Origin of the sequence: Lachnotalea glycerini (genome assembly GCF_003201285.1) — a bacterium.
GTDB lineage: Bacteria > Bacillota > Clostridia > Lachnospirales > Lachnospiraceae > Lachnotalea > Lachnotalea glycerini.
In genome coordinates this window covers 106,904-128,387 of sequence record NZ_QICS01000008.1, presented here as the reverse complement: position 1 = coordinate 128,387, position 21,484 = coordinate 106,904, and the positions used below count along the sequence as shown (strand labels likewise).

The window sequence follows — 21,484 nt, the reverse complement described above, 5'->3', positions numbered from 1 at the left end:
TATATTATCCAAACATGAACAACCGGTCTGATACTGCCAACTACAAGACGGTTATTTTGTTATGTATAGGCTCATGCCTAAACAACTAGGATATTACTGTGAACTGATCCAAATCCTCTAACTCGTCTCTCAAATAATTTTTGATATTCTGCATTGCTTCATTCTTCCATGCACCGCCATCAGCTTCAAAAATTGCACATTGGATTCCGCGCTCTGATTTCATTCTGAATACGAAATCCGAAAGAGGTTGTGCTACTTCTAAGAAAGTTCTGTATGGAGCAAGATTAACTGGGTTAGGAATAATAGCTTCTGTTTTACTTGCAATTCCATTTTTAACTGTAGCTTTTTGCGTAACTCCATCGTCCCCATACTCTGCCACGCTTTTATCTTCAACAGTTCCAGCGAATTTAAGAACCAATCCTCTATCACCTGAATCAATGAATTTAGATTGAAGATTAATCAAAAATTCTTCATGGTCAATGAACTGGTTAAAACGAAACTCTGGCACTCTTGCAACTACGTTTACAAGGTATTCTCTTTCACGTTCAGCGTCCAATTGGGAATACAAAGACACTTTAGTTGGACTTTCTACATGAACAATCATTTTATCGCTCATGCTGTCAATGTTGGCTCTAATATAGTCAACAAAACTTGTTAATGTTCCCATCTGTATAGAGGATGCCTGTGGGTTGTGATTGATTCTGTGAAGTTGCTTATCAGAATACTGCTGTCCTTTAATTTCTTGTACAACCGGCACACTTAATCCAACTACATATTTTAGTGCTTCTTTAATCATCTTCTTTTCCTCCATTTTCTTAGGCTTGTTTTGCCTTAAAATCAACTACAGTTTCATTTTTAATCTCACCTGTTTCGGTATCTACTTCTTTGCCATCAATGACAACCTCTTTGGCTGCTGCCTGAACATCTTCTATGGACATTTGACCTCTTATTTGTCTGCCATACTCTTCTGCATAAACTTGACCTGTTTTAAGGTCTTTTCCAATAGCAAAACGTGTTTCAATTGGCTTAACAGGTGCAAGTTTTTTATCAACTGAAATCTCGCAGTTTGAATCGTTTCTTTCTTCATTTTGGGTAAATTTCAGCTTGATTGTAACCTCTCTTTTGTTCTTCCATGGAGTGTTCGGATCCTGCATGTTCTTAACCACTTCCTCAATTGCCTTACTTGCATTTTCCTGTAATGCTCCATCAACTAACTCTTCTAATTTAACTTGCATCATATGATCGTATTCCTCTCTATAAAAATACTGGTTTTCTAGTTACATATATTTCAACGGCCGTTAAAAACTAATTCGTAGTTTAGCGTCATTGCGGACAAGTGCTACTTTCTCTCTTCAAAATCACAACATGTATGGTTGTAATCTGTTTCTAATCCAAAATCCTCTGCTTCATCATTATCACAAGTCCATTCGCCATCAACTATGGTATGATAAAAACAATTTCCACAACATTCCATAAATCATCACTCCTTATATTCTTGATTCCAACATTTAGTGCAATCTTCACTTCCAGTATCGCATTCGTCTTTCTCATAATGTCCATCTAATTCAAAATAACAACCTGGGCACATATCAACTCCACCTTCAAACTCTTCTGAAACACTTTCAGTGTATTCCTCTGCAATTTTTTCTTTCAATGTTATATATTCTCATCACCTTTCACATAAACGGTATTAAGTTTAAATTTACTTCCAGTCCCTTATCTGCAATATAGCAATCACAGCGAACTATCTCTTTTGTCTTTTGAAGAAATTTCTCCGAATCGGAATTTGAATCTGATAAATGTAATAACACAACATTCATCAAGTTTGGATTATCATTCTTCATAAGGAACTCACAAGTGGTATCAATGCACATATGACCTGTCAGAACATGATTTCTTTTAAAATCCTCATTACACATCAAATCTTTATCATAGTTAACTTCAACTAGAATATGGTTCGATTTAAGGCTACTAAAATTTTGTGGCACATACTCCGTATCAGTTATGAATAACAATTTGCCTATTTCATAATGTCTAATATAGAAGCCAAGGCAAGGAACATCATGTATTAATTCAAAAGGCTGAATAATGAAATTTCCAATCTTATAAGCCTTATTAGGCATCATAGACCTTGCATATTCACCAGTTGTAATTTCAAGATGCTCTTGTGTTTCATCACTTGTGTAAACTTCGATACCAACTTTCATATAATCTGTTATGTACTTGGCATGGTCACCTTAACCATGTTCGTGAGAAACTAGACAGCCAACAACTTTTGATATGTTGAAATCCAAGGCTTTTTTAATATCTAATAACTTACAACCTGCTTCAATTATCAAGGCTTCTTTATCATCTTGCAGAATATAGCCATTGCCACTACTACCGCTATTTATTACCCTCAAAAACATTTAATCACCCTCTTTCAATTCCCAATGTTCGCATTCTGATTGATAATGTTTTTCCAGTTTCATTGGTTTAATATGGACAGACATAAGTGTTTTACCGTCAAAATCGCAGAAATAATAAGGTTCTTCGTAATCATCATCACCGTAATTACTATCTCCTCTCGGTGGAACATAGACAGTATTATAATCTTTTATAAAATATTTGCATGTAAGGCAGGCTTTATTGTCTGGATTTTTAAAACACTTCTTTTTATGTTTCCTTGCACCACTTTTAGTCATATATGCTTTACTGCAACACTTAGGTTTATATGCTTTAATCTCTTCCATATTTACCTCTCTTTCCAATCCTTGCACTTAATACGCTCCGTGTGGTACGGTGGAAATGCCTTTAATATAAATTTGTCGTGTGCTTCACAGCCATAGGCAAGCTCTGAATCAATATCAATTAAATTTGCACATGTGGCACATACACCGTCTTGTTTCTTTGTGAAACGTTCTAGTAGTCCACCTTTTTTCATTTCTCTTCCCCATAACATATAAACGGCAAATAAAATCTTCGATAAGAATTAAAAGCACCACTGCTATAAATATCAATTGGTTTTCCGTGTAGTTCAAATCTGAAATGCACTGAATTAAAAATGTTGCTTTGGCCATCAAGGAAAATACTGGTATGTGATTGCCCCATTCGAATATCTGTAACATCGTATTCTTTTAACTCTAAATCATAATGCTTATCTATAGGAATTGCCTTTATAGGCAACTCCATTGATATATTAATTTTCATTTAAACAACTCCTATTTCATGAAATCTGGTTCGATATCTCCTGATTCCTGAATCACTTCGGTTTCAACAACTTCCTGCTCCTGCACTGGTTCTTCCGCTTCTGCTTCTTGAAATACTTCGGCGTTGGCTTTTTCCTCAATCTCAACAGCAACATTTTCAGCAACAATATCTAATTTGTCATTATCGCTAGTTTCATTGAATGATTGCAAGAAATCGTCACCCATAATTGAACTATCATCGGTGGCATTAATAAGACGTTTTGAAGCACGATTAAGAACTGTTTTCTTTGCCATTTCTTCCGGAAAGTTCTTATGAGTTGCTGATTCATATCCGTTCTTTTTAGCAGATTTCCATGACTGCCCCTGCGCCCAAGCACTTTCAATTTCATTTTTAGACATAATCTCAACAACTTTTTCTTTGTCCGTTGAAATTATTGCATATGCTGCAATTATTGGATTATTAAGATTCTCAAGCTTTGTTTCATGCTTATAAATTACCATTTCTCCGTCATTTTCCAAGTCATATCCATATTCAAATATATCACCTTGTCTTACTACATTTGCTACTGGTTGACGTTTTAGGCTCTTAACACGATTGAGCATTGCCAATGTTCCGAAATATGATGGAACTAAGGTACATTTCTTTCCATAAGCCACAAAATAGCACTGTTTTTTTACTGGGTTTAAACCTTGTGTAGCCATCTGCATAAGTGATTGAATTACACTTTCCTGTGTACACACTTCCAATAAAGGATTATGATTCTTGTCCTCTGCTTCTTTAAGCATTAAGTAAGCCGAATTCATGGCGTTCTGGACACTATAGTTTGTTGGAAATTTTAAGCCTTTCTTTTCTTTTTCTTCTAGCTGAACAGTTAGCTGTTCGATTGTTTTATTTGTTACTGTTAATTGATTTGCCATTTTCATCTACCTCGACTTTCTTAATCCATTCAATTACATTAATTGTCTTTTCGCGCTCAATTTTAACAACTTCAATTGGTTGTTCCCAAAACTCATTTTCTTGGCACTCTGTTAATCCCTCCTGCCAGTCAACAGCAAACGTCCTTTCACCTAACTGACATATTGAACGAACTTCTCTTTGCCATCTGCGGTTACCTCCCTCAATACGCTCAATATCAAATTCAAGAGCCAGCATTTTCAATTCTCGTTCCGACAATCTATCTCCACTGTCAATTTTGGAAAGTAAATCTTTTTCATAATCACTCATCTGTTTGCTCCTTTTCTACAACCTTACCTGTGATGGTCTTTACTCTATCTTTAAAAGCTTCAATCTCACTCTCTGGCACATCAACTTCGGTTACTACACCTTTGGCACTTGAATTGATTTGTACTAAGTCACCAGGCTTAACCAACTCATTAGAGTAAAACGTGTAGTCCTTGCCGTTCGGCACTTCTCCTTTTAAATACTTTACTTTGATAATTTGCATTTAGATTTCCTCCAATTCTTTTTCTAACTCTTTGATTTTTGCATCTATTATTTGTTTCATATTATTAATAGAATTGCGAATACCAGCTTCGCCTATTGAATCATTTGTTATCTTTGTATCTTGACCAGCGAATGTAAAACAAATTGTATAATATCCCTCGCAGGGTTCACTGAATGAATCTCTAAGTTGCTTCAATTCATCTAGCTTTTCTACTACCGATTTCGCTTTGTGATAGTCTGACATTTTCATAATTAACCTCCCCCTACTCTTGGAACGCCACGCCCATATCTTCTAAAATATCGTATAGCTTATCTTCAAGGGTTTTCTGGTTCTTCTTTGCGTCTTGCTCTTCCTCTTCTTTCTTTGATTCCACAACAAAGCCTTTCTTCTTTAAGCACTCTTTGCAGATATCAACTTCCAATGTCGTAGCTCCTGTAAATCCTGCAATTCTAACTCCGCGATAAGTACCTGCTGTTACTTTGATTTTTAATAAATCATCATTACTCTTTGATTGCTTGCAAATATCGCAAGTATAAACTGTTGTCTGTGCCATCTATTTTCCCTCACTTTCACTTCTACAAATCAAATCCAATCCGTCCATGGCATAACCACCTCGAACTCCTTCTAGTTTCACAACCATAGTTCCGCATAAATTCCAAGGCTCGCTGACAACCTCAAATTCCTTGCCCTGCTTTTCTTTGGGAACATAGTATTTATTATTCATGATAACAATATCACCGATTCTTGCATCTAACATTTACTGATCCTCACTTTCCACTAAATCATAGGTAACTTTAATCTCTTTAATTTTTGTTTTGTATCCACTGCAATACTTTTCAACAAAGTTCTCAACTGATTTAATAGAATTCCATTTTTTTGCAGTAGTAATTTTTACAGTTAAGTTTAAATCATGACAACTCCAATAAGTCTTTCCAACATATTTGTAAATGCCGTTTCTTTCAGCAAGCAAAACATATTGATGCTTTGATTCATGAGTTCTCAATGTTCTATTGTCAGTTGAATGAGTATTCATACTATTCGCCCTCCACTTTCAATTTATCATCAGATACTTTCAAAACAATTAACTGGCTATCCATGCTAGGAATATTCTCTGTGCTTAATCTCTCTGCATTATCAAGGAACACTGGTACTGACACATTATTAATCTTCTGCAGTGTATTGATAATATCCATTTCAATAAGGATTTTGTGACCTGCATTTAATCCATTTCCGTACAAAGTACCTTTATATGTAGGTTCACAAATATTTTTATATCCCTCTGCTTGGATATTCTTTTCAAACAATCTCCATTTAATAATTGAGAAGTGCTTGTTTACCTCATCAGTTAGCAAATCAATCTTTGCCTTTTTGAAATCTTCATAAAGCATCAACTTCTTTTCTTCGTTAGCAGCCAACTGGACAACCTCTTTGTGACGAGCCTTGTATCTTTCAATCTCTTCCTCGATTTTGGAATTATCGGCTTTGGATATTTGAGTATTTACGGAATCTAGTTCCTCTTTCAATTCATCCTTTTTGACTTTTAACTGCTTGCGATAATCAGCACCGCTATTCATTGATTTCAAAGATTCTTCTTTTTTTGCAATTTCAGCAGTCAAGGCTTCGTATTCTTGATTTGTTGACAGGTCAGCTTGTTGTGGAAGTTTTGCGAGTTCTTCCATTGCCTTTCCCTTTTCAGCATTGAACTTTATTTTTTCTTCTTTAAGTGATTCTAACTGTTTCTCATATGTAGCAAGTTCTTCTTTATGCTTTTCAATTTCAGCCTTTAATTTCATTCCTCTTTCATACATCAAAGCAAGTCCATTACTCTTTTTAGTCTCGAAATCCTCTCTATACCCTGCCGATTTTTCTTCGGGAAATTCCTGTCCACACATGGAGCAAATCAGTGTATTTTCATCAAAAACTTTACTTTGAAATTCCTTGTATTCAACACCTAATTGTTTACGTTCTGCATCTTTACGCTCAATATTATCCTGTAATCTCTTGATATCCATTTCAATGTTACTGTGTCTTGAAAAAGTATCTTTAAATCCTCGGTCAGCTTCATCAATTTTCTTTTGAATTTCTCTCTTCTGACTGTTTAATTCTTCATATGCCGCTCTTTCAATATCACTTTGCTTAAATTTCAATTGCATAATATCATCAGAAAACTTGCTAAACTCTTCAAAAGCCTTTTCGTTATCCTCTTCCTGTTTTTCAATTTCTGCAATTTGTTCTTTTAAGGCGTTTTTCTGTAATTCCAAGTCAGATACATCAACACTCACTTTTAGCTTGCTAATAGCGTTGATTTCGGTTGGGATATCATCAATTTCGCCCTTGTAACCTTTGTTGGTTTTTCCATTACCCCTTAGGGCGAAATTACTTTCACTTATCAGATCATCAATACTTTTTGATTCAAACAACTCTCTTAATTCTTCAAACTTAGGATTAATAACATCAGCATCTGTTTTGTCTGAAATCAACTCAAATAACTTCTTTCGTCTATCTTCTGTTTTCAACTTCAAAAAAGCATTTGCGTTGGTAGTGAATTTGAAAAGTTCCTCGTCAATAATTTCTGAAAAGAACTTCTTGAACTCTGTTTCACTCTTTGGAGTACCATTTACAATGTAGCCATTGGTATTTCCCTTAAAGTACTTCTCTGTTTCGCCTCTTCTCGTAACCCAATCTTGATTTTGAGTTTTAATAATATTCAGAGGTCTTTTATCCACTTCCATATCCAGTTCAATAAGAATTTCAACAAAATCAATATCAACGCCGTTTTCATCATGCGGTCTGATTTTATCCGCCTTGGTACCGTCTGCAAGCTTGTTGAAAAGAACCCAATTTACTGCATCTTCAATGGTAGTTTTTCCCTCTTCATTCTTGCCACTGATTTTTGTTACTGTGTCAGAAAAATTTATTGTGAAGTTCTCATAACACTTAAAATTCTGCATTGTAAGTTTCTTTAATTTAATTACCATAGTTTTCTAGCTCCTTTTCTAACATATTTATTACAGACTTAAGCACTTGTTTGTTAATTGTTATTGTTTCTGTTTCGCATCGATCAGTATTATGATTTAATCCGGATTGTTCCTCTTTAATCTCTTCTTGAATATTAATCCAGAGTGTATGAAGCAAAGCTGAATTACTTGTATATACAGTTGTTAAATACTTATTTACCATATTCAAATTACTGCCTTTTTCGATTACACTATCAAAAGCGTGCTTGATTGCTCTTTCGACCCTTGAATAAGTATCATTGTTCTTTTTAGCTATTGCATTGTATAAACCTATTGTCTTTCCATTGCCGTCCGCTTCATCTAATAAAGCAATCGCATCACAGATATATCTAAATCCTTTTGTGGCAGGATTAAAGCCAATTTTTAAAAGAATTTGTTTTGTTTTTTCTCCAATGTCCATTTCAAACACCTCCTTAATCCTGTTTTGCTTCTGTTAGCTTAGATACAGATAATTCATAAGCTACCTTTACTTCTTCATTTTTTGCATATTCCCTGCTCTGTAGTCGGCCTATAATCTTTATACAATCTCCAACGACTAAACCCTCTGAGTATCTTGCGTTTCTGCCCCACGTAATACATGGAATATAGTCAGTCTTTTTATAAGGTCTGTTAACCGCAAGTAACAAATCTGCTATCTCTCGTCCTAATGGTGTCTTTCTGTATACAGGTAGCTTACAAATATAACCGGTAACCTCAACATTGTTAAAGTCTTTCTCTCTCAAATCGATAATATCAAGCATAAATATAGATACCAAAAGCCTTGATTTACCCTCTTTATACTGATTGTAAGTTCGAACTTGCCCAATAAAAGCTATTTTTGTGTCAGTAAGGTCTACTTTTACGTCAAGTAATCTTTCAGATACCATTGCAGGTAATACGTCTTCGATATCACTATTTCTCTTTGTTGAGAGCATAAATGTATAGAATTTCTCTCCAAAAACCTCATGACTGAACTCAAAATTTGATACTACCGTGCCTTGAATTTCTATGTAATTGTTAATTTCCATTGCTTTTTCCTCCGTTGTGGTGATATAATCACTTTATAAATTGTTTATTAGTTGCTTGAATCCTTTGGAATGGCTGTTCCTTGGGATTCTTCTTTTTTGATTTCTCCAAGTTCCAAAATTACAATATCTCTTACCTCTCTCCACTTGTCAAAGGTCAAAGGCACTTTGTAGCTTATTGCATTTGCGATACGCTCTGCTTTGTCCATTACGTTCAATTAATCACCTTACTTTCTTCTTATATTTATCAATTAATTTGATTTTACCTGTGTTTTTGTGAATGATTTTCAGATAAGAACCCAAGTCATCTGCAAACATCCACTCTTTGGTAATTAAATTATTGTTCGCAACGATTTCTTTTTGTTCCCTGGTAAGTTTCTTTGGCTGTTTAATATTTATCACTCCTTTCAGAATCTAACCTGCAGCCTATGTACTCCTATTACGCTTATATATAAACCACATACCGCATCATGCTCGCTCAAATAGTTGTTGAACTCTTTGCACGCCCTAATATGTGAGGAAATTGTTATTGACCGCTTTACATTATTACTGCAATCAATCCAAATTTCTTTGTAAGACTCTGCTCTGTTATGTATTTTACATGCGACCGGAAATTTTTCTTTTTGATTGAATTTGACCCGATTTAATATTTTTTGCAAATCAGACTGTGTTAGTTGTTTACCCTTTTGCATCTACAATCACAACATCACAATCATTAATTCCCCAATCCAAAGCATCTGAATGATTTTCAAAGTACATATCAATCGTATTTCCCTTTATATCACCGCCAATATCCTCCGCTTGGTAAATACCAATCAAAGAATCCTCATAGTAAATCAATACTGTTGAGCCTAAAGGAATCACACTTGGGTCGACTGCAATCGTTCTATCCTGTAACGCTGTTGTTTCGGTATAGGTTAACTTGTCCGATTTGTCACAACACTTTTTACATGCACAATAGCCATAAACTGTAAACTCATTTGTCGTACCATAAAATATCTTTGGCTTAGCATCTATTTGCAGTTTTGGAAGCAAAAGAACCGCCGCAAACACTGCCATTAATTTTCTCTTCATCCTTATTAATCCTTTCTGCAAAATTTTTTATTACCTGTTCTAAATTTTCGTAATCATAATTAGAAATTGCATTTGTAAGCTTCAGACCTGTGACAAATCCATGCCACATAGCCACGAGTAAGCATCTTTTAGATAAGTTGGTTTCAGTTAAAATCAACGCTTTCTGTCTTGTTACAAATCCATCTATTTGTTTTGATGTATTGTCTGTCATTGCTCGTTCTCCTTTATTTCAAAATGTTCATTTTCAAGTGGACACTTTTCTAAATCTTTAAAAATACAATTTGATTCCTTACAATTTCCGTAGCAATTTTGTGTTATTATTGCTATTTCTTCGTAGGTTCCAATTATCATCATCATTTATACCCCCTTGTATTAATGATTAGCCCTCAGATTCATTAATGTGATGCTCTTTAACTTTTCAAGTATTTTGTAATGTTATGTTTCCATCATTTCTGCTACTCCTAAAGTGGTTATTGTTATCTGCTCTAATAATTCACTTAATCATCCTCTGCTTTCTCCACTTTTCAAATTCTTCTGTATCAACTATCCACTTTCCACCTCCGGGTGTCTTTGTTCCAGGGAAACCTTTTATGTAGGTATATTGTTTTAATGTTTCTCTGTTAAATCCAAGGGTGGTAAGTTCTGTTATACTCATAATTGGTTTTGGATATTGCATAAATAAACTCCTTTCTACGCTGCTCCATATCTAATAGCCATTTCTTTTACAATAGCCATGTAACCCTCAATCAACTTCTTATCTTCTGCAATGATATCAACATAAGATAGCTTGTCTCTCTTAGATTTACAGATTCCTTCATCTGCCATTCTCCTACGTTTATTTGTAAGTCTTGTTGCTAAGCTCACACCCATTCGTTTTTCTAACAACTCATAACTCTCTGCTCTCACTTGGCTATAAATTTGACCACCGCCAAGACTATGTCCAATTTTTTTAAGAATATTACTCGTATCTTCTCTCCAAGAAGTTGTATCAAGTGCAACTACTTCACGAATACTTTCAACTCGGTCTTTAACCGAAGTGATTTCTTTATCATGCTTTGCAAATTGCTCTTTCATAGCTTTCATTTCTTGAAGTGATTCAATTAGGACATCTTCTATACAATGAGGTTTTGTGAGGTCCTTCAATTTATTTTCTACCTTAATGAAATAGTTTCTTGCTTGCTCACCTTTTTCTGATTTGGAAGCCATTGCAAGTTTTTTAGCAAAATCAGCAGTAAGCTTGTAATCTTTGGTATCGTTGCCCTCGACATTGATGTCGAACCCTATGTAATCCTTATTTTCATCTGCAAAACTATTTGTTAAAATGTTACTATTGCACCATCTTGAAAATTGTCCTTTTGCTAATTCTAAAAATTCATAGAGTTTCCTAGCCGTAGTCATTCCGTTTTCATCAATCTGCAATGTTATTTCAATAGGGGTCAGTCCTTTTTTGTTAATTAATTCAAATTGATTCATATGTTGCTCCTTTCAAGTTCAATTTAATTGAACTTCTTGATTAAAAAAATATAACATTATCTCATTATCAGATATTCCTAGAAGATTAGATGCCTTTGTGATCTCGTCTTGTTTAAAGTAAATTGCTCCATTTAACTTTAAAGACAACGTTCGCTCTGACACTCCTAGCTCTGCCGCGAATTTACCTTGCGTGCCATATTTCTCTACAATTTTTCCTCTTAACTTATTATAATTGTACGACAAGATTATTCCTCCTATCTTTTTAATGTTCAACGCGTTTGAACTATCTTCATATTATCATCAATAAAATTCACTGTCAATACTAAAATTCAATTATTTTGAACTTTTTGTTTTTGTCTATTGAACTTTTATTCAAAACGTGTTAATATAGTAAATAATAAAATGAAAGCGAAGGGGTAACATGAAAGTAGGAAATACTGCAAAAAGACTTAAAGAAATTATGGAAGAGAGAAATCTTAAACAGATTGATATTCTTAATTTAGCTCAACCTATTTGCGAAAAATTTAATACTAAGCTTAGCAAATCCGATTTAAGCCAGTATGTATCTGGTCGAGTTGAGCCAGGCCAAGATAAGCTGTCTATTTTATCTTTAGCACTAAATGTGAGTGAAGCATGGTTAATGGGATATGAAGTACCAAAAACGCCTGTAATAATAGAAATGCACAAAAAAAATAATAATGTTTTAAAAAGATTATCCACTTATATGAACTCTGAAATTGAATTAAATCTTTTAAAAGAATTTGATAAACTTAATATGGAGGGCAAAGCAGAAGCTGTAAATCGCGTGTCTGATTTAACCTATATACCTCAATACACAGAGCAGAATATCGTATCATTGGAAGAAAAGAAAGAATCTAAGAAAAAATACGAACCAACCGAGGAAGATATCAAGTCTCTGGTTGCTAGAAATGGTAAAAAGATAACACGTGAACAAGCTTACGATTTGGTGTCATTATTATTTTCAGTGGATGATGACGAAGAATAATATAAAGGTACTAATATGGATTATTTAAAAATTAAATCATCAATTTTAGAAGTATTCAAAGAATGTGATGTTCATTCTTTTCCTATTGATTGTTTTAAATTATTAAAGATGTATGGCTTTAAAACAAAATCATATAATTCGCAATCTTCTAAAAAGAAACAGGGTTGCTTTGTTGTATCTAATGATGCATTTACACTTAAAAATACAGTTTTTTATAATGATAATATGCCTTATGGAAGAGTTCGCTTTTCACTAATGCATGAATTAGGACATCATGTTTTAGGACACGGTACACCTAGAACCGAACAACACGAAAAAGAAGCCGATTATTTTGCAAGCCATATTCTTGCTCCTCGCATGGCAATACATTATGCAAGATGTAAAAATCTCAATGATGTATCAAAATTGTTTTATTTAACATATGAAGCCGCGGACTATGCCTTTCAGGACTATAGACGTTGGCACAGATATGTTACATATCACAAAATGAGTGAATTTGATAAGTCCATGTATTCTCACTTTTATAGTGATGAACACAAAAAGTTTGTGTACACTGTGAAAGAATGTACTTTATGCGGTAGAAAGTTGATTAATTTCAATAAAGATTCCTGTCAATCCCACCACTCTTTATATGAGCCACGTATGCATTATCATCAAGACCCCTTAGAATCTTCTCTTCTAAGGGAAGAAAAAAGATTTCTTTATGGCGGATTGTGATTGACATATTGGTACATTTTTCCTATTATATAACTATGTGCATAATCGCATAAATAAAACTTATGAGAAAGAGGGAATACATATGGCATTAACAACATGTAAAGAATGTGGAAAGGAAATATCCGACCAAGCGACTAGTTGTCCTAACTGCGGTCATCCCATTTTTACACAGCAGGCAAAAGTAACTGTAACTATTGACGATTCAAAAACAAAATTTAAGGGTGCAAAGACAACAATTGGAATTATATCCATTATACTATTTGTTATAATCTCTTTTCAGTCTTGCGCCGCTGGAGTAGGTAATGCACTTTCTGAAAGTGGCGAAACAAGTGGTTCATTCGGGTTTTTTCTTGCTTTGTTTATGTTGATAGCTGGAATTTTAACAGTTGTTAATCGGAGTAAGTCAAGCAAATCTAGCTTTATTATACCAGCATGCTTTTACATAATCGGAGGTTTATTTGCAAAAATTGAAATAGGTTCCTTTACCGACTTAGGTATTTGGTCAAATCTTTCAATCTTCTTTGGTGTTTTACTTATTATTTTTATGATATTTGCTAACAAAAAGAAAGAATCTTAATAAAACAAAATAAAACCGCTTCCATGGATCGGAAACGGCTTCATATAGATTACTCGTAACATGACTGGTTTACGAATAACTCTACCTTCGACAAGTAGAATTATATCATAATCCTGATGGAAAATCGAGGGTTATTTTTTATACCCTTTTATAAGAAAGGAACAAAAATTTAATGGCAAAATACAAGAAAAGAAAAGATGGCCGATATGCTGCAAACGTCATAGTTGGACATGATGAAGATGGTAGAAGAATTTATGCCCCAACTATATACGCTCACTCTATCCCTGAACTGGAACGTTTAAAGGCTGAAATAATTACACAAGTCAATAAAGGTACATATGCTAACGATAAAGGACTTACTGTGGGTAAATGGGCTAAGGATTGGATTGTGGCATACAAAAATAACGTTGCTACCAGTACGTATATGAATTACGAAAACATCATCAGGAATCACCTTAATGCTATTAATGATATCCGTTTAATGGATTTAAGAAAAATTGATGTGCAAATGCTTATAAATAGCAAGAGTCATTCTTCAGAAACTCAAAGGATGATTAAGATCACCATGAATCAAATGCTTGAGGATGCAATAGACGATGGCTTGGTCTATAAGAATGTATGTCGAAGTATAAAAGTATCTAAACAAAATGAATCTCAAAAGCGAGCTTTAACCGATAAAGAAAAAGAAGCAATCAAAAAGTGTGAGTTTACTGACAAGGAGCAGGCATTTATTGATATTCTTCTATATACTGGCATGAGACGTTCAGAGGTGCTTGCACTAAGTAGGAAAGATATTGATTATTCAAATAGGTGTATCAGTGTAAATAAATCTCTATCATGGGCAGGGGGTAGCCATATTAAAGACCCTAAAACAATTAAATCCAATAGACAAGTAAACATGCCTATTAACCTATCTCACTCACTAGAAAGATATATAAACACTATTGATACCCTTTACTTATTTACAGGGCAAAATAGAACAATTATGAGTAGCGCAACTTTTAAACGATTTTGGAATGATATCTTTAATAAGATAAACTGTGCTATGGGTGGAACTCCTAAAATAATATACCAAAATAAGGTAACACAACATGGTATCCAGGTAACTGATCTTACTCCTCATATCTTTCGCCACAACTATGCTACTATGTTATATCATGGTGGGGTTGATGTAAAAGAAGCTCAAAGGCTTTTAGGACATTCAAGTATAAAAGTGACTTTGGAGATTTATACTCACTTAATGGAAAACAAAACAGATTTAACAGATAAACTAGATAATATCATGTGCATATAAAAGAAATTGCATAAATTTGACTAACCTAGAAATTTTTATACAGCCTAAGTACCTAGAAAATATAGGGGGTTTTGACTAACTTTTTGACTAACTTGTTCCGAATTTTGCTTGTGAATTATCTGACAATTATCGACTGACTAACTTATGACTAACTCTATTTTACACAACTTTACAAAATTACAGACTATTAAAAAATAGCTTCAAACCCTTACTATTAAAGGATTTGAAGCTATTTTAAACTAATTTTCACTAAGCTGTTAACGAGAGTCGAACTCGTGACCTCAACACTACCAATGTTGCGCTCTACCACCTGAGCTATAACAGCATTCTTATGTAACCTTGTATAATATATTATATTATTCATTAAAAGTCAAGTGTTATGATACAATTTGTGTGAATTTATTTTACAAATACAAAAATTTATAATTTTATTGTCTTTAGATAAGACAAAAGGCAACGAAAAAGTATTTATTTTCTATTGCCTTTTGCAATTATTCAAACTTCTTTGCCAAAATTGTACTTAACTTCCCTCGAATTCGCTGAATTGCATTATCTACAGACTTAGGAGTTCTCACCAAAATCTGTGCTATTTGTGAATAAGGAGTACCTGCTATATACAAATCCAGTACTTCCATTTCAAAGGGACTTAAATTTTCATGCAATTGCTCTTCAATATACCCTTTGTTTTCTTTATCAATAACCAATTCTTCTGGATTTTTGTCTTTTATCGAATAGACCTGATTCATCAGTGTCTGATTCTCATTCTCTTCCTCTGACATTGCTGAATATAAGGAAACATAGGTATTTAAAGGTATATGTTTTTTTCTTTTGGAGGCATGAATTGCAGTATATAATTGCCTGGATATGCATAAATCTGCGAAAGTAAAAAATGAAGTATCCTTTTTAATATTAAAATCTCTGACTGCCTTAAAAAGTCCAATCATTCCTTCCTGTATCAAATCATCATTATCTCCACCAGTTATATATAATTCATATGCTTTTTTTCTAACAAAATTCTTGTACTTTTCCATCAGATAATCCATTACCTGATTATTTCCATTCTGTGCTAAACGAATTAAATGTTCATCGCTCATTTCGTTGTACTTATTCACATACTCACCTACTTTTTATAACAACTCCTCATTTCTAGCTCATTCTCTGTCTTACTATTTCATAAGACAATACTCCCATTGCTACCGATGCATTCAAGGAATCTATATCTCCATGCATAGGGATAGAAGCAGCAAAATCACACTTTTCCTTTACCAGTCTACTTACACCTTCTCCCTCACTTCCTATAACAAGTCCGATTGGCCCCTTTAAATCAAGCTTGTACATTAAATCTCCGCCCATATCAGCACATACAAACCACATTCCCTGCTCTTTCAACTCTTCTATGGTATTGCCCAAATTAGTAACCTTTGCAACAGGAGTGTAATTAATTGCACCTGCAGAGGTTTTCGCTACAGTAGCAGTAAGTCCTACTGCACGCCGTTTAGGGATAATAACGCCATGAGCTCCAGCCAGATTTGCTGTACGAATAATTGCTCCCAAATTATGAGGATCTTCAATGTTATCAAGTAATATGACAAATGGCGGCTCGTTCTTTTCCTTAGCTATGTTTAAAATATCTTCCACTTCTGCGTATTCATAGGCTGCCGCATAAGCAATGACTCCTTGGTGCTTGCCTGTCTCTGACATATTATCCAATCTGTCCTTATTCACATAATTGATAATGGTATCATACTTTCTTGCTTCTCGGGTTATCGTTTTAATCGGACCGTCCTGACATCCGTCTAAAATGAAAACCTTATCTATAGTCTTTCCTGCCCTAAAGGCTTCCAACACTGCATTTCTTCCTTCAATCGTTAATTCCTCGTATCTCACTGCTACCTCCTATAATAATGGTATTCTTATTTTTCTTCTAATTCACTTTTCTCTAAACCGCTCTTGATCAAGTTTATCATTCGTTCAAATTGTCCTTGCAAATACAAGTATCCCATTAGTGCTTCAAATCCTGTTGCACGTCTATAATCTACCATGGAGGCATTTTTAGCCACAGTTGCAGACTTTGCATTTCGACCTCGTTTGTAAATCTTTCGTTCCTCCTCCGAAAGCTCTTCCATAACAGCTTCTATCATAGCTGATTGGGCAGAAGCTTTTACTAAACGACTTGTTCTTTTATGCAGCTTATTTGGCTGACTATTCCCTTTTGTAACGATAATAGTTCTGATTATGATATCATAAATTCCATCTCCGATATAGGCTAATACCAACGGTGAATACGTTCTGATATCCACCTTAGGCAGATTAAATGCCTGCTCTAAATAAGGCATGATACCTTCTATGCTTTTTTCCATTTTACCCCTTCTCTTGTATCCTCTAACACGATTCCTTGCGAAAGTAATTCATCTCTGATTTCATCTGCTCTTGCAAAATTTCTAGACTTTCTCGCTGCCTGTCTCTCTTCTATCAAATTCTCAATATCTTCTGCTAAAATTTCAACTTCCCTATCAACAACAATACCCAGAATATCGCACAGCATTTTTATTTGCTTATATAACTTATCTAAATATTCCTTAGAATAATTAACACTCGAATTCATATTTGCATATTTTACCAGTTCAAAAACCACTGAAACCGCATCTGCTGTATTAAAATCATCATCCATGGCCTCTTCAAACTTTCGAACAAATTCTTCTGCTGCCTTTAAATTAGAAGCTTCTTCTTCTGTTATGGAAAGTTTCTCAGAAGCCTCCTTTAAATGTTTTAAATTATCTACCGCAGTAAGAATTCGTTCCAAACCGTTTTTCGAAGCCTCCATTAAATCTGCACTAAAGTTTAAAGGGCTTCTGTAATGAGCACTAAGCATAAAGAAACGCAGCACTTGCAAATTATATTTTTCACTGATATCTCTGACCGTAAAGAAATTTCCTAACGATTTGGACATCTTTTTATTATCGATATTTAAAAAACCGTTGTGAAGCCAATACCTTGAAAACTGCTTTCCATTGCTCGCTTCACTTTGAGCAATTTCATTCTCATGGTGAGGGAATATTAAATCTTCTCCCCCTGCATGAATATCAATTTCATCACCCAAATACTTTTTAGCCATTACTGAACATTCAATATGCCAGCCTGGGCGGCCTTTTCCCCACGGTGATTCCCAGTAAGGTTCCCCATCCTTTTTTGGCTTCCATAATACAAAATCCATTTCGTCTTCTTTTTGTTCTTCTACTGCAATACGCTTTCCAGCCTCCAATTCATCCAAATTTTTCTTAGATAACTTTCCATATTCGTCGAATTTTTTGGTTCTGAAATATACCGTACCTTCTTTTGCATATGCATAGTCTTTATCAATCAGCGTCTGTATCATCGCAATCATTCCGTCAATCTCTTCGGTAGCTAAGGGATGCTTTGTAGCAGGCCGTACATTAAGAGATTCCATATCCTGCTTACATTCTGCTATATAGCGGGTTGAAATCTCAGACGAGGGTACTCCCTCCTCAATTGCCTTTTTAATTATCTTATCATCCACATCAGTAAAATTCGATACATAATTTACTGAAAATCCTTTGTATTCCATATATCGTCTAACCGTATCAAAAATAATCATTGGCCTTGCATTACCAATATGAATAAAATTATAAACCGTAGGCCCGCATACATACATTCTAACCTTGCCTTCTTCAATGGGTTTAAAATCTTCCTTTTGTCGCGTTAAAGTATTGTACAGTTTCATGTTTTTCTCCTTTATTTTTTTATTGTATATCAACGTCTGTCTTTTTTAAACATTTTTGAATCTTCTCAATACAACCTCTTAATTCCTCATTTTCTTTTTTAAGCTCCATGAGATCACAATAAATGGGATCGGGAAGATGAATCTGATCCATATCACTTCTTGGAATTTTTATATTATCCTGTTTAACAATCCTGCCCGGAACACCTACAACAGTACAGTTTGGAGGCACTTCATTTAATACTACAGAGCCAGCACCAATTTTTGAATTTTCTCCAACTGTAAAGGAACCGATTACTTTTGCGCCTGCACTTACCATTACATTATCTTTCAATGTTGGATGTCTCTTTCCCTTTTCTTTTCCAGTTCCTCCCAGAGTAACACCCTGATATAATGTTACATTTTCTCCTATAATTGTGGTTTCACCAATTATAACGCCGCTGCCGTGATCAATAAAAAGTCCCTTTCCAATCGTAGCACCAGGGTGTATTTCTATTCCAGTTTTTCTTACTGCTCTTTGTGATACCCATCTAGCCAGAAAAAAATGTCCTTTTTTGTATAATTTATTAGCAACTCTATAATGCAACATCACCTTAAAGCTTGGATACAGCAACACCTCCCAGGGTGATCGAATCGCCGGATCTCTTTCTGTTATAACATTGATTTCTTCTTTTATATATTGAATCATTCCCATAATTAGACCTCCCTTAATTTAAATGAGAATGCAAATATTCTGTCTCGAATAAATTTAACATACCCTATTTTTGCTACAGAATTTTACTTTATTACTTTAATGAACTTTCCAATAGAATAAAAAATAAACCTCATCTCAAAATTAGAGACGAAGTTATCCGCGGTTCCACTCTATGTAAAGGTATAGTCCTATCCCTTCCACTTATACACTTAACGGGTGTTATTCGTATTAAGCTACTAAAAGTTTTCACCTAATCTGCTCCTGGACGCACATTCATTTGTTAAAATATAAGAATTGCTTTCAGCCGATGACAATTCCTCTCTGCTAATTTTACCAAACTACTTTTTCCACTCAACACATTTATCTTCTATTATAGTGTATTCAAAAAACTGTATTTTGTCAACCAAATATTGCTATACAAACTCATTCAAAAAAATTGAATGAAATTTTGAAACCTTATTAAGCTTATTTATAACATATTCATTCGCTTTCTCTTCTATTCCTTTTGGTAATATTTCATAAAAACACAATGCTGTAAATTCACTGATACTAAGCTTAATTTCAGGTTCTGCAGAGGTACGCTCAAACTCTGTACTATTATCATCAATGTATAATTCAAAAATTCCGTTATTTTGCTCTATAAATTGGTCTTCAATTTGTAAAATCAGTTTAACAGGCTCTGAGGCCTTAAGATATTTTACAAACATATCAAGTGAAACAATTCTGGTCATAACTGTAGGTTTCGTGGTTATATTTTTAAAAGCATCTTCATTTAAGAAATCAAAAGCTGTTACTCTAATTTGCTTTTCACAACCCTTAAACTTCTTTGCTATTACGTGAACCAATTCATCACGGTATGTATCAAGGCAAACCGGTTCCATAATTTCAATCGCTTCATATTCACCATAGAAAAAATATCCAACCAACAAATCTGAATGGTAAACACAAATTATTCCACCATGCTCTGCCTCATACTGTGCTTTTATCATCTGGTAATAACTTTCTTCTCTATTAACAAATACCTTATATTTTTCCGATAGAACTTCCTCCGAAAACCATGCCAGATATTTAAAGTCCTCCTCCGAAGCATTTTTAAAGGTAAGCTCTGTTTCATCTGAAGTTTCAAGAAGAATGCCGCTCTTTTGATAATAAACTGTTACAAAGTCAAAAGCTGTATAATATTCTTCCTTTGCCGGCATTAAATAAGTAAAAGGCTCTTTATTTTTATACATTTGTTCAAAACAGGCGGCCAGAATACTTCTCATAAAACCCTTCCTGCGGTATTCCTCTAAGGTTGCCACGCCAACAATATAATGTGCCAAAACGATTGATAAGCCCAAATGTATCTGATAAGGGTTAAGTTGTGCCATAGAAAGTATTAAATCGCCTTCTTTAGCAACCCATATACTGTTATCAGTCACTTTATTATTATAATAATAATCGATAAACTCCTTGCTATCTTCCTCAAATGTTGTTTCCCACAAAGGTCGTGTAATATTATGTTCTTTATATGACAGAGATTGTATTTGCTTTCCATCCTCTTTCTTTTTTTTATTATTTTTAAATAACATCTTTTCCTCCATTCGTGCATTTCGCACGCACAAACTTATGTTGCAAAAAATGGGATACGCCTATTCTTCTGTCTTGTTTGGGCATCCCGCGCATCCATGGCATCCTTCGCATGCTGGAAACTTTCTGGTATTTCCTTCATTATAACGGTAATCTGCAATTGTGTTCAAAGCACATATCGAATGTGCTGAAATACCTTCTCCACTTCCGGTAAAGCCCAGTCCTTCTTCTGTAGTCGCCTTGATATTAACACAATTTACAGGAATTTTTAAGGCATCCGCTACATTTTCTATCATTTTAGGTATATATGGCAACAACTTAGGCTTTTGTGCAACTATAGTAGCATCTATATTTTCTATAATATACATATTTTCTTCAATTAATTTTGCTACTTGTTTTAATAAATTGATACTTGATACGCCTTTATAAGACGAGTCTGTATCAGGAAAATGCTTTCCTATATCTCCCAGGGCTGCCGCTCCCAAAATAGAATCCATAATCGCATGTACAATGACATCTGCATCCGAGTGACCCAAAAGTCCTTTTTCATAAGGAATATTTACTCCTCCCAGTATCAAATCTCTGCCTTCTATTAGCTTATGGACATCATATCCCATTCCAACTCTCATAGTTATCCTCCTATTATTCTTAACCAAAAATTACACTATATTCATTCGCTTCATTTTT

At 34.3% G+C, this 21,484-nt stretch carries 38 protein-coding genes, 1 tRNA gene and 1 other annotated feature; of the genes, 4 read left to right on the top strand and 35 right to left on the bottom strand.

Annotated elements, in window-relative coordinates:
* Window positions 1-85: 85 nt before the first annotated feature.
* The 27 genes from C8E03_RS14850 to C8E03_RS14740 all read right to left on the bottom strand — a co-directional run bounded on the left by C8E03_RS14850 (window position 86) and on the right by C8E03_RS14740 (window position 11,444).
* Window positions 86-796: a hypothetical protein gene (locus tag C8E03_RS14850; protein WP_110291398.1), complete on the bottom strand. Its 711-nt coding sequence runs from the start codon at window positions 794-796 to the stop codon at window positions 86-88.
* A 19-nt stretch (window positions 797-815) separates the two neighbouring features.
* Window positions 816-1,238 carry a hypothetical protein gene (locus C8E03_RS14845; protein ID WP_110291397.1) on the bottom strand — a complete coding sequence of 141 codons (423 nt, stop codon included), beginning with the start codon at window positions 1,236-1,238 and terminating at the stop codon, window positions 816-818.
* A gap of 101 nt (window positions 1,239-1,339) precedes the next feature.
* The gene (locus tag C8E03_RS22615; RefSeq protein WP_278321189.1) at window positions 1,340-1,474 is read right to left on the bottom strand and encodes a hypothetical protein; all 135 of its coding nucleotides are present in this window, start codon (window positions 1,472-1,474) and stop codon (window positions 1,340-1,342) included.
* A gap of 6 nt (window positions 1,475-1,480) precedes the next feature.
* Entirely contained in the window at window positions 1,481-1,654 is a 174-nt protein-coding gene (locus C8E03_RS22020) for a hypothetical protein (RefSeq protein WP_170123013.1), read from the bottom strand.
* 22 nt (window positions 1,655-1,676) lie between these two features.
* On the bottom strand, window positions 1,677-2,207 hold the full coding sequence (locus C8E03_RS14840) for an MBL fold metallo-hydrolase (RefSeq protein ID WP_110291396.1): 531 nt from the start codon (window positions 2,205-2,207) through the stop codon (window positions 1,677-1,679).
* A 30-nt stretch (window positions 2,208-2,237) separates the two neighbouring features.
* Window positions 2,238-2,408 carry an MBL fold metallo-hydrolase gene (locus C8E03_RS22015; RefSeq protein WP_170123012.1) on the bottom strand — a complete coding sequence of 57 codons (171 nt, stop codon included), beginning with the start codon at window positions 2,406-2,408 and terminating at the stop codon, window positions 2,238-2,240.
* Window positions 2,409-2,732, bottom strand: coding sequence for a hypothetical protein (locus C8E03_RS14835; RefSeq protein WP_110291395.1), 324 nt, complete (start codon window positions 2,730-2,732; stop codon window positions 2,409-2,411).
* Between the two features lie 2 nt (window positions 2,733-2,734).
* Window positions 2,735-2,923 (bottom strand): hypothetical protein, encoded by a 189-nt coding sequence (locus tag C8E03_RS14830; protein ID WP_110291394.1) that lies wholly within the window; start codon window positions 2,921-2,923, stop codon window positions 2,735-2,737.
* Complete coding sequence (locus C8E03_RS14825; RefSeq protein ID WP_110291393.1) at window positions 2,920-3,189, bottom strand: hypothetical protein; 270 nt, start codon at window positions 3,187-3,189, stop codon at window positions 2,920-2,922. The genes C8E03_RS14830 and C8E03_RS14825 overlap by 4 nt, the downstream gene beginning before the upstream one ends.
* An 11-nt stretch (window positions 3,190-3,200) precedes the next feature.
* A complete protein-coding gene (locus C8E03_RS14820; protein ID WP_170123011.1) occupies window positions 3,201-4,106 on the bottom strand; it encodes a RecT family recombinase in 906 nt (301 codons plus the stop codon).
* A complete protein-coding gene (locus C8E03_RS14815; RefSeq protein WP_110291391.1) occupies window positions 4,078-4,413 on the bottom strand; it encodes a hypothetical protein in 336 nt (111 codons plus the stop codon). Before C8E03_RS14815 ends, C8E03_RS14820 begins: the two co-directional genes overlap by 29 nt.
* Window positions 4,406-4,633 (bottom strand): hypothetical protein, encoded by a 228-nt coding sequence (locus tag C8E03_RS14810; RefSeq protein WP_110291390.1) that lies wholly within the window; start codon window positions 4,631-4,633, stop codon window positions 4,406-4,408. Before C8E03_RS14810 ends, C8E03_RS14815 begins: the two co-directional genes overlap by 8 nt.
* Window positions 4,634-4,882, bottom strand: coding sequence for a hypothetical protein (locus C8E03_RS14805; RefSeq protein ID WP_110291389.1), 249 nt, complete (start codon window positions 4,880-4,882; stop codon window positions 4,634-4,636).
* A gap of 13 nt (window positions 4,883-4,895) precedes the next feature.
* On the bottom strand, window positions 4,896-5,186 hold the full coding sequence (locus C8E03_RS14800; RefSeq protein WP_110291388.1) for a hypothetical protein: 291 nt from the start codon (window positions 5,184-5,186) through the stop codon (window positions 4,896-4,898).
* On the bottom strand, window positions 5,187-5,390 hold the full coding sequence (locus tag C8E03_RS14795; protein WP_110291387.1) for a hypothetical protein: 204 nt from the start codon (window positions 5,388-5,390) through the stop codon (window positions 5,187-5,189).
* Window positions 5,391-5,666: a hypothetical protein gene (locus tag C8E03_RS14790; RefSeq protein WP_110291386.1), complete on the bottom strand. Its 276-nt coding sequence runs from the start codon at window positions 5,664-5,666 to the stop codon at window positions 5,391-5,393.
* 1 nt (window position 5,667) lies between these two features.
* A complete protein-coding gene (locus tag C8E03_RS14785) occupies window positions 5,668-7,611 on the bottom strand; it encodes an AAA family ATPase (RefSeq protein ID WP_110291385.1) in 1,944 nt (647 codons plus the stop codon).
* Window positions 7,601-8,050 carry a sporulation initiation factor Spo0A C-terminal domain-containing protein gene (locus C8E03_RS14780; RefSeq protein WP_110291384.1) on the bottom strand — a complete coding sequence of 150 codons (450 nt, stop codon included), beginning with the start codon at window positions 8,048-8,050 and terminating at the stop codon, window positions 7,601-7,603. Before C8E03_RS14780 ends, C8E03_RS14785 begins: the two co-directional genes overlap by 11 nt.
* 13 nt (window positions 8,051-8,063) lie before the next feature.
* Window positions 8,064-8,657, bottom strand: coding sequence for a single-stranded DNA-binding protein (locus C8E03_RS14775; RefSeq protein ID WP_110291383.1), 594 nt, complete (start codon window positions 8,655-8,657; stop codon window positions 8,064-8,066).
* A 47-nt stretch (window positions 8,658-8,704) separates the two neighbouring features.
* Window positions 8,705-8,872 carry a hypothetical protein gene (locus tag C8E03_RS22010; protein WP_170123010.1) on the bottom strand — a complete coding sequence of 56 codons (168 nt, stop codon included), beginning with the start codon at window positions 8,870-8,872 and terminating at the stop codon, window positions 8,705-8,707.
* Window positions 8,873-8,876: 4 nt separating this feature from the next.
* Window positions 8,877-9,056 carry a DUF6906 family protein gene (locus C8E03_RS14770; protein ID WP_110291382.1) on the bottom strand — a complete coding sequence of 60 codons (180 nt, stop codon included), beginning with the start codon at window positions 9,054-9,056 and terminating at the stop codon, window positions 8,877-8,879.
* Between the two features lie 276 nt (window positions 9,057-9,332).
* Complete coding sequence (locus tag C8E03_RS14760) at window positions 9,333-9,728, bottom strand: 3D domain-containing protein (RefSeq protein ID WP_110291380.1); 396 nt, start codon at window positions 9,726-9,728, stop codon at window positions 9,333-9,335.
* Complete coding sequence (locus tag C8E03_RS14755) at window positions 9,661-9,939, bottom strand: hypothetical protein (RefSeq protein WP_110291379.1); 279 nt, start codon at window positions 9,937-9,939, stop codon at window positions 9,661-9,663. Before C8E03_RS14755 ends, C8E03_RS14760 begins: the two co-directional genes overlap by 68 nt.
* Window positions 9,936-10,085, bottom strand: coding sequence for a hypothetical protein (locus C8E03_RS22005; RefSeq protein WP_170123009.1), 150 nt, complete (start codon window positions 10,083-10,085; stop codon window positions 9,936-9,938). Before C8E03_RS22005 ends, C8E03_RS14755 begins: the two co-directional genes overlap by 4 nt.
* A gap of 136 nt (window positions 10,086-10,221) precedes the next feature.
* Complete coding sequence (locus C8E03_RS14750; RefSeq protein ID WP_110291378.1) at window positions 10,222-10,404, bottom strand: hypothetical protein; 183 nt, start codon at window positions 10,402-10,404, stop codon at window positions 10,222-10,224.
* 14 nt (window positions 10,405-10,418) lie between these two features.
* On the bottom strand, window positions 10,419-11,201 hold the full coding sequence (locus C8E03_RS14745) for an antA/AntB antirepressor family protein (RefSeq protein ID WP_110291377.1): 783 nt from the start codon (window positions 11,199-11,201) through the stop codon (window positions 10,419-10,421).
* Between the two features lie 18 nt (window positions 11,202-11,219).
* Window positions 11,220-11,444: a DUF739 family protein gene (locus C8E03_RS14740; protein ID WP_110291376.1), complete on the bottom strand. Its 225-nt coding sequence runs from the start codon at window positions 11,442-11,444 to the stop codon at window positions 11,220-11,222.
* A 178-nt stretch (window positions 11,445-11,622) separates the two neighbouring features.
* On the opposite strand from C8E03_RS14740, the gene C8E03_RS14735 reads away from it, so the two are divergent.
* The 4 genes from C8E03_RS14735 to C8E03_RS14715 all read left to right on the top strand — a co-directional run bounded on the left by C8E03_RS14735 (window position 11,623) and on the right by C8E03_RS14715 (window position 14,795).
* Window positions 11,623-12,207, top strand: coding sequence for a helix-turn-helix domain-containing protein (locus tag C8E03_RS14735; RefSeq protein ID WP_110291375.1), 585 nt, complete (start codon window positions 11,623-11,625; stop codon window positions 12,205-12,207).
* Window positions 12,208-12,222: 15 nt separating this feature from the next.
* Window positions 12,223-12,924 (top strand): ImmA/IrrE family metallo-endopeptidase, encoded by a 702-nt coding sequence (locus tag C8E03_RS14730; protein ID WP_110291374.1) that lies wholly within the window; start codon window positions 12,223-12,225, stop codon window positions 12,922-12,924.
* Between the two features lie 82 nt (window positions 12,925-13,006).
* Complete coding sequence (locus C8E03_RS14720) at window positions 13,007-13,501, top strand: zinc ribbon domain-containing protein (protein WP_242993566.1); 495 nt, start codon at window positions 13,007-13,009, stop codon at window positions 13,499-13,501.
* A 172-nt stretch (window positions 13,502-13,673) separates the two neighbouring features.
* Window positions 13,674-14,795, top strand: a complete 1,122-nt coding sequence (locus C8E03_RS14715; RefSeq protein WP_110291373.1) for a tyrosine-type recombinase/integrase — start codon at window positions 13,674-13,676, stop codon at window positions 14,793-14,795.
* A gap of 252 nt (window positions 14,796-15,047) precedes the next feature.
* On the opposite strand, the gene C8E03_RS14710 is transcribed toward C8E03_RS14715, so the two are convergent.
* The 8 genes from C8E03_RS14710 to ispF all read right to left on the bottom strand — a co-directional run bounded on the left by C8E03_RS14710 (window position 15,048) and on the right by ispF (window position 21,426).
* Window positions 15,048-15,120, bottom strand: a tRNA-Thr gene (locus C8E03_RS14710).
* A gap of 166 nt (window positions 15,121-15,286) precedes the next feature.
* A complete protein-coding gene (gene sigH, locus C8E03_RS14705; protein WP_094378289.1) occupies window positions 15,287-15,907 on the bottom strand; it encodes an RNA polymerase sporulation sigma factor SigH in 621 nt (206 codons plus the stop codon).
* Between the two features lie 34 nt (window positions 15,908-15,941).
* Window positions 15,942-16,682 carry a 23S rRNA (guanosine(2251)-2'-O)-methyltransferase RlmB gene (gene rlmB / locus C8E03_RS14700; protein ID WP_094378290.1) on the bottom strand — a complete coding sequence of 247 codons (741 nt, stop codon included), beginning with the start codon at window positions 16,680-16,682 and terminating at the stop codon, window positions 15,942-15,944.
* Between the two features lie 26 nt (window positions 16,683-16,708).
* A complete protein-coding gene (locus tag C8E03_RS14695) occupies window positions 16,709-17,155 on the bottom strand; it encodes a Mini-ribonuclease 3 (RefSeq protein WP_110291372.1) in 447 nt (148 codons plus the stop codon).
* Entirely contained in the window at window positions 17,140-18,537 is a 1,398-nt protein-coding gene (cysS, locus tag C8E03_RS14690; protein ID WP_110291371.1) for a cysteine--tRNA ligase, read from the bottom strand. The genes C8E03_RS14695 and cysS overlap by 16 nt, the downstream gene beginning before the upstream one ends.
* Before the next feature lie 19 nt (window positions 18,538-18,556).
* Window positions 18,557-19,228: a serine O-acetyltransferase EpsC gene (gene epsC / locus C8E03_RS14685; protein WP_094378293.1), complete on the bottom strand. Its 672-nt coding sequence runs from the start codon at window positions 19,226-19,228 to the stop codon at window positions 18,557-18,559.
* A gap of 140 nt (window positions 19,229-19,368) precedes the next feature.
* Window positions 19,369-19,592: a binding site (T-box leader), on the bottom strand.
* 49 nt (window positions 19,593-19,641) lie between these two features.
* Window positions 19,642-20,799 carry a GNAT family N-acetyltransferase gene (locus C8E03_RS14680; RefSeq protein WP_170123008.1) on the bottom strand — a complete coding sequence of 386 codons (1,158 nt, stop codon included), beginning with the start codon at window positions 20,797-20,799 and terminating at the stop codon, window positions 19,642-19,644.
* Between the two features lie 60 nt (window positions 20,800-20,859).
* A complete protein-coding gene (ispF, locus tag C8E03_RS14675; protein ID WP_094378295.1) occupies window positions 20,860-21,426 on the bottom strand; it encodes a 2-C-methyl-D-erythritol 2,4-cyclodiphosphate synthase in 567 nt (188 codons plus the stop codon).
* Window positions 21,427-21,484: the final 58 nt, after the last annotated feature.

Excerpts from the sequence above, each read along its gene's own strand:
- C8E03_RS14760 (WP_110291380.1), bottom strand. The coding sequence starts at position 9,728 with ATGAAGAGAAAATTAATGGCAGTGTTTGCGGCGGTTCTTTTGCTTCCA.
- C8E03_RS14715 (WP_110291373.1), top strand. The coding sequence starts at position 13,674 with ATGGCAAAATACAAGAAAAGAAAAGATGGCCGATATGCTGCAAACGTC.
- C8E03_RS14835 (WP_110291395.1), bottom strand. The coding sequence starts at position 2,732 with ATGGAAGAGATTAAAGCATATAAACCTAAGTGTTGCAGTAAAGCATAT.
- C8E03_RS14780 (WP_110291384.1), bottom strand. The coding sequence starts at position 8,050 with ATGGACATTGGAGAAAAAACAAAACAAATTCTTTTAAAAATTGGCTTT.
- C8E03_RS14775 (WP_110291383.1), bottom strand. The coding sequence starts at position 8,657 with ATGGAAATTAACAATTACATAGAAATTCAAGGCACGGTAGTATCAAAT.
- C8E03_RS14845 (WP_110291397.1), bottom strand. The coding sequence starts at position 1,238 with ATGATGCAAGTTAAATTAGAAGAGTTAGTTGATGGAGCATTACAGGAA.
- cysS (WP_110291371.1), bottom strand. The coding sequence starts at position 18,537 with ATGAAACTGTACAATACTTTAACGCGACAAAAGGAAGATTTTAAACCC.
- C8E03_RS14815 (WP_110291391.1), bottom strand. The coding sequence starts at position 4,413 with ATGAGTGATTATGAAAAAGATTTACTTTCCAAAATTGACAGTGGAGAT.
- C8E03_RS14735 (WP_110291375.1), top strand. The coding sequence starts at position 11,623 with ATGAAAGTAGGAAATACTGCAAAAAGACTTAAAGAAATTATGGAAGAG.
- C8E03_RS14820 (WP_170123011.1), bottom strand. The coding sequence starts at position 4,106 with ATGGCAAATCAATTAACAGTAACAAATAAAACAATCGAACAGCTAACT.
- epsC (WP_094378293.1), bottom strand. The coding sequence starts at position 19,228 with ATGGGAATGATTCAATATATAAAAGAAGAAATCAATGTTATAACAGAA.
- ispF (WP_094378295.1), bottom strand. The coding sequence starts at position 21,426 with ATGAGAGTTGGAATGGGATATGATGTCCATAAGCTAATAGAAGGCAGA.
- C8E03_RS14695 (WP_110291372.1), bottom strand. The coding sequence starts at position 17,155 with ATGGAAAAAAGCATAGAAGGTATCATGCCTTATTTAGAGCAGGCATTT.
- C8E03_RS14785 (WP_110291385.1), bottom strand. The coding sequence starts at position 7,611 with ATGGTAATTAAATTAAAGAAACTTACAATGCAGAATTTTAAGTGTTAT.
- C8E03_RS14790 (WP_110291386.1), bottom strand. The coding sequence starts at position 5,666 with ATGAATACTCATTCAACTGACAATAGAACATTGAGAACTCATGAATCA.
- C8E03_RS14795 (WP_110291387.1), bottom strand. The coding sequence starts at position 5,390 with ATGTTAGATGCAAGAATCGGTGATATTGTTATCATGAATAATAAATAC.
- C8E03_RS14720 (WP_242993566.1), top strand. The coding sequence starts at position 13,007 with ATGGCATTAACAACATGTAAAGAATGTGGAAAGGAAATATCCGACCAA.
- C8E03_RS14755 (WP_110291379.1), bottom strand. The coding sequence starts at position 9,939 with ATGACAGACAATACATCAAAACAAATAGATGGATTTGTAACAAGACAG.
- C8E03_RS14825 (WP_110291393.1), bottom strand. The coding sequence starts at position 3,189 with ATGAAAATTAATATATCAATGGAGTTGCCTATAAAGGCAATTCCTATA.
- C8E03_RS14840 (WP_110291396.1), bottom strand. The coding sequence starts at position 2,207 with ATGAAAGTTGGTATCGAAGTTTACACAAGTGATGAAACACAAGAGCAT.
- C8E03_RS22015 (WP_170123012.1), bottom strand. The coding sequence starts at position 2,408 with ATGTTTTTGAGGGTAATAAATAGCGGTAGTAGTGGCAATGGCTATATT.
- C8E03_RS14805 (WP_110291389.1), bottom strand. The coding sequence starts at position 4,882 with ATGAAAATGTCAGACTATCACAAAGCGAAATCGGTAGTAGAAAAGCTA.
- C8E03_RS14850 (WP_110291398.1), bottom strand. The coding sequence starts at position 796 with ATGATTAAAGAAGCACTAAAATATGTAGTTGGATTAAGTGTGCCGGTT.
- C8E03_RS14750 (WP_110291378.1), bottom strand. The coding sequence starts at position 10,404 with ATGCAATATCCAAAACCAATTATGAGTATAACAGAACTTACCACCCTT.
- C8E03_RS22005 (WP_170123009.1), bottom strand. The coding sequence starts at position 10,085 with ATGATGATGATAATTGGAACCTACGAAGAAATAGCAATAATAACACAA.
- C8E03_RS14730 (WP_110291374.1), top strand. The coding sequence starts at position 12,223 with ATGGATTATTTAAAAATTAAATCATCAATTTTAGAAGTATTCAAAGAA.
- C8E03_RS14830 (WP_110291394.1), bottom strand. The coding sequence starts at position 2,923 with ATGAAAAAAGGTGGACTACTAGAACGTTTCACAAAGAAACAAGACGGT.
- C8E03_RS22615 (WP_278321189.1), bottom strand. The coding sequence starts at position 1,474 with ATGGAATGTTGTGGAAATTGTTTTTATCATACCATAGTTGATGGCGAA.
- C8E03_RS14745 (WP_110291377.1), bottom strand. The coding sequence starts at position 11,201 with ATGAATCAATTTGAATTAATTAACAAAAAAGGACTGACCCCTATTGAA.
- C8E03_RS14800 (WP_110291388.1), bottom strand. The coding sequence starts at position 5,186 with ATGGCACAGACAACAGTTTATACTTGCGATATTTGCAAGCAATCAAAG.
- C8E03_RS14680 (WP_170123008.1), bottom strand. The coding sequence starts at position 20,799 with ATGTTATTTAAAAATAATAAAAAAAAGAAAGAGGATGGAAAGCAAATA.
- C8E03_RS14810 (WP_110291390.1), bottom strand. The coding sequence starts at position 4,633 with ATGCAAATTATCAAAGTAAAGTATTTAAAAGGAGAAGTGCCGAACGGC.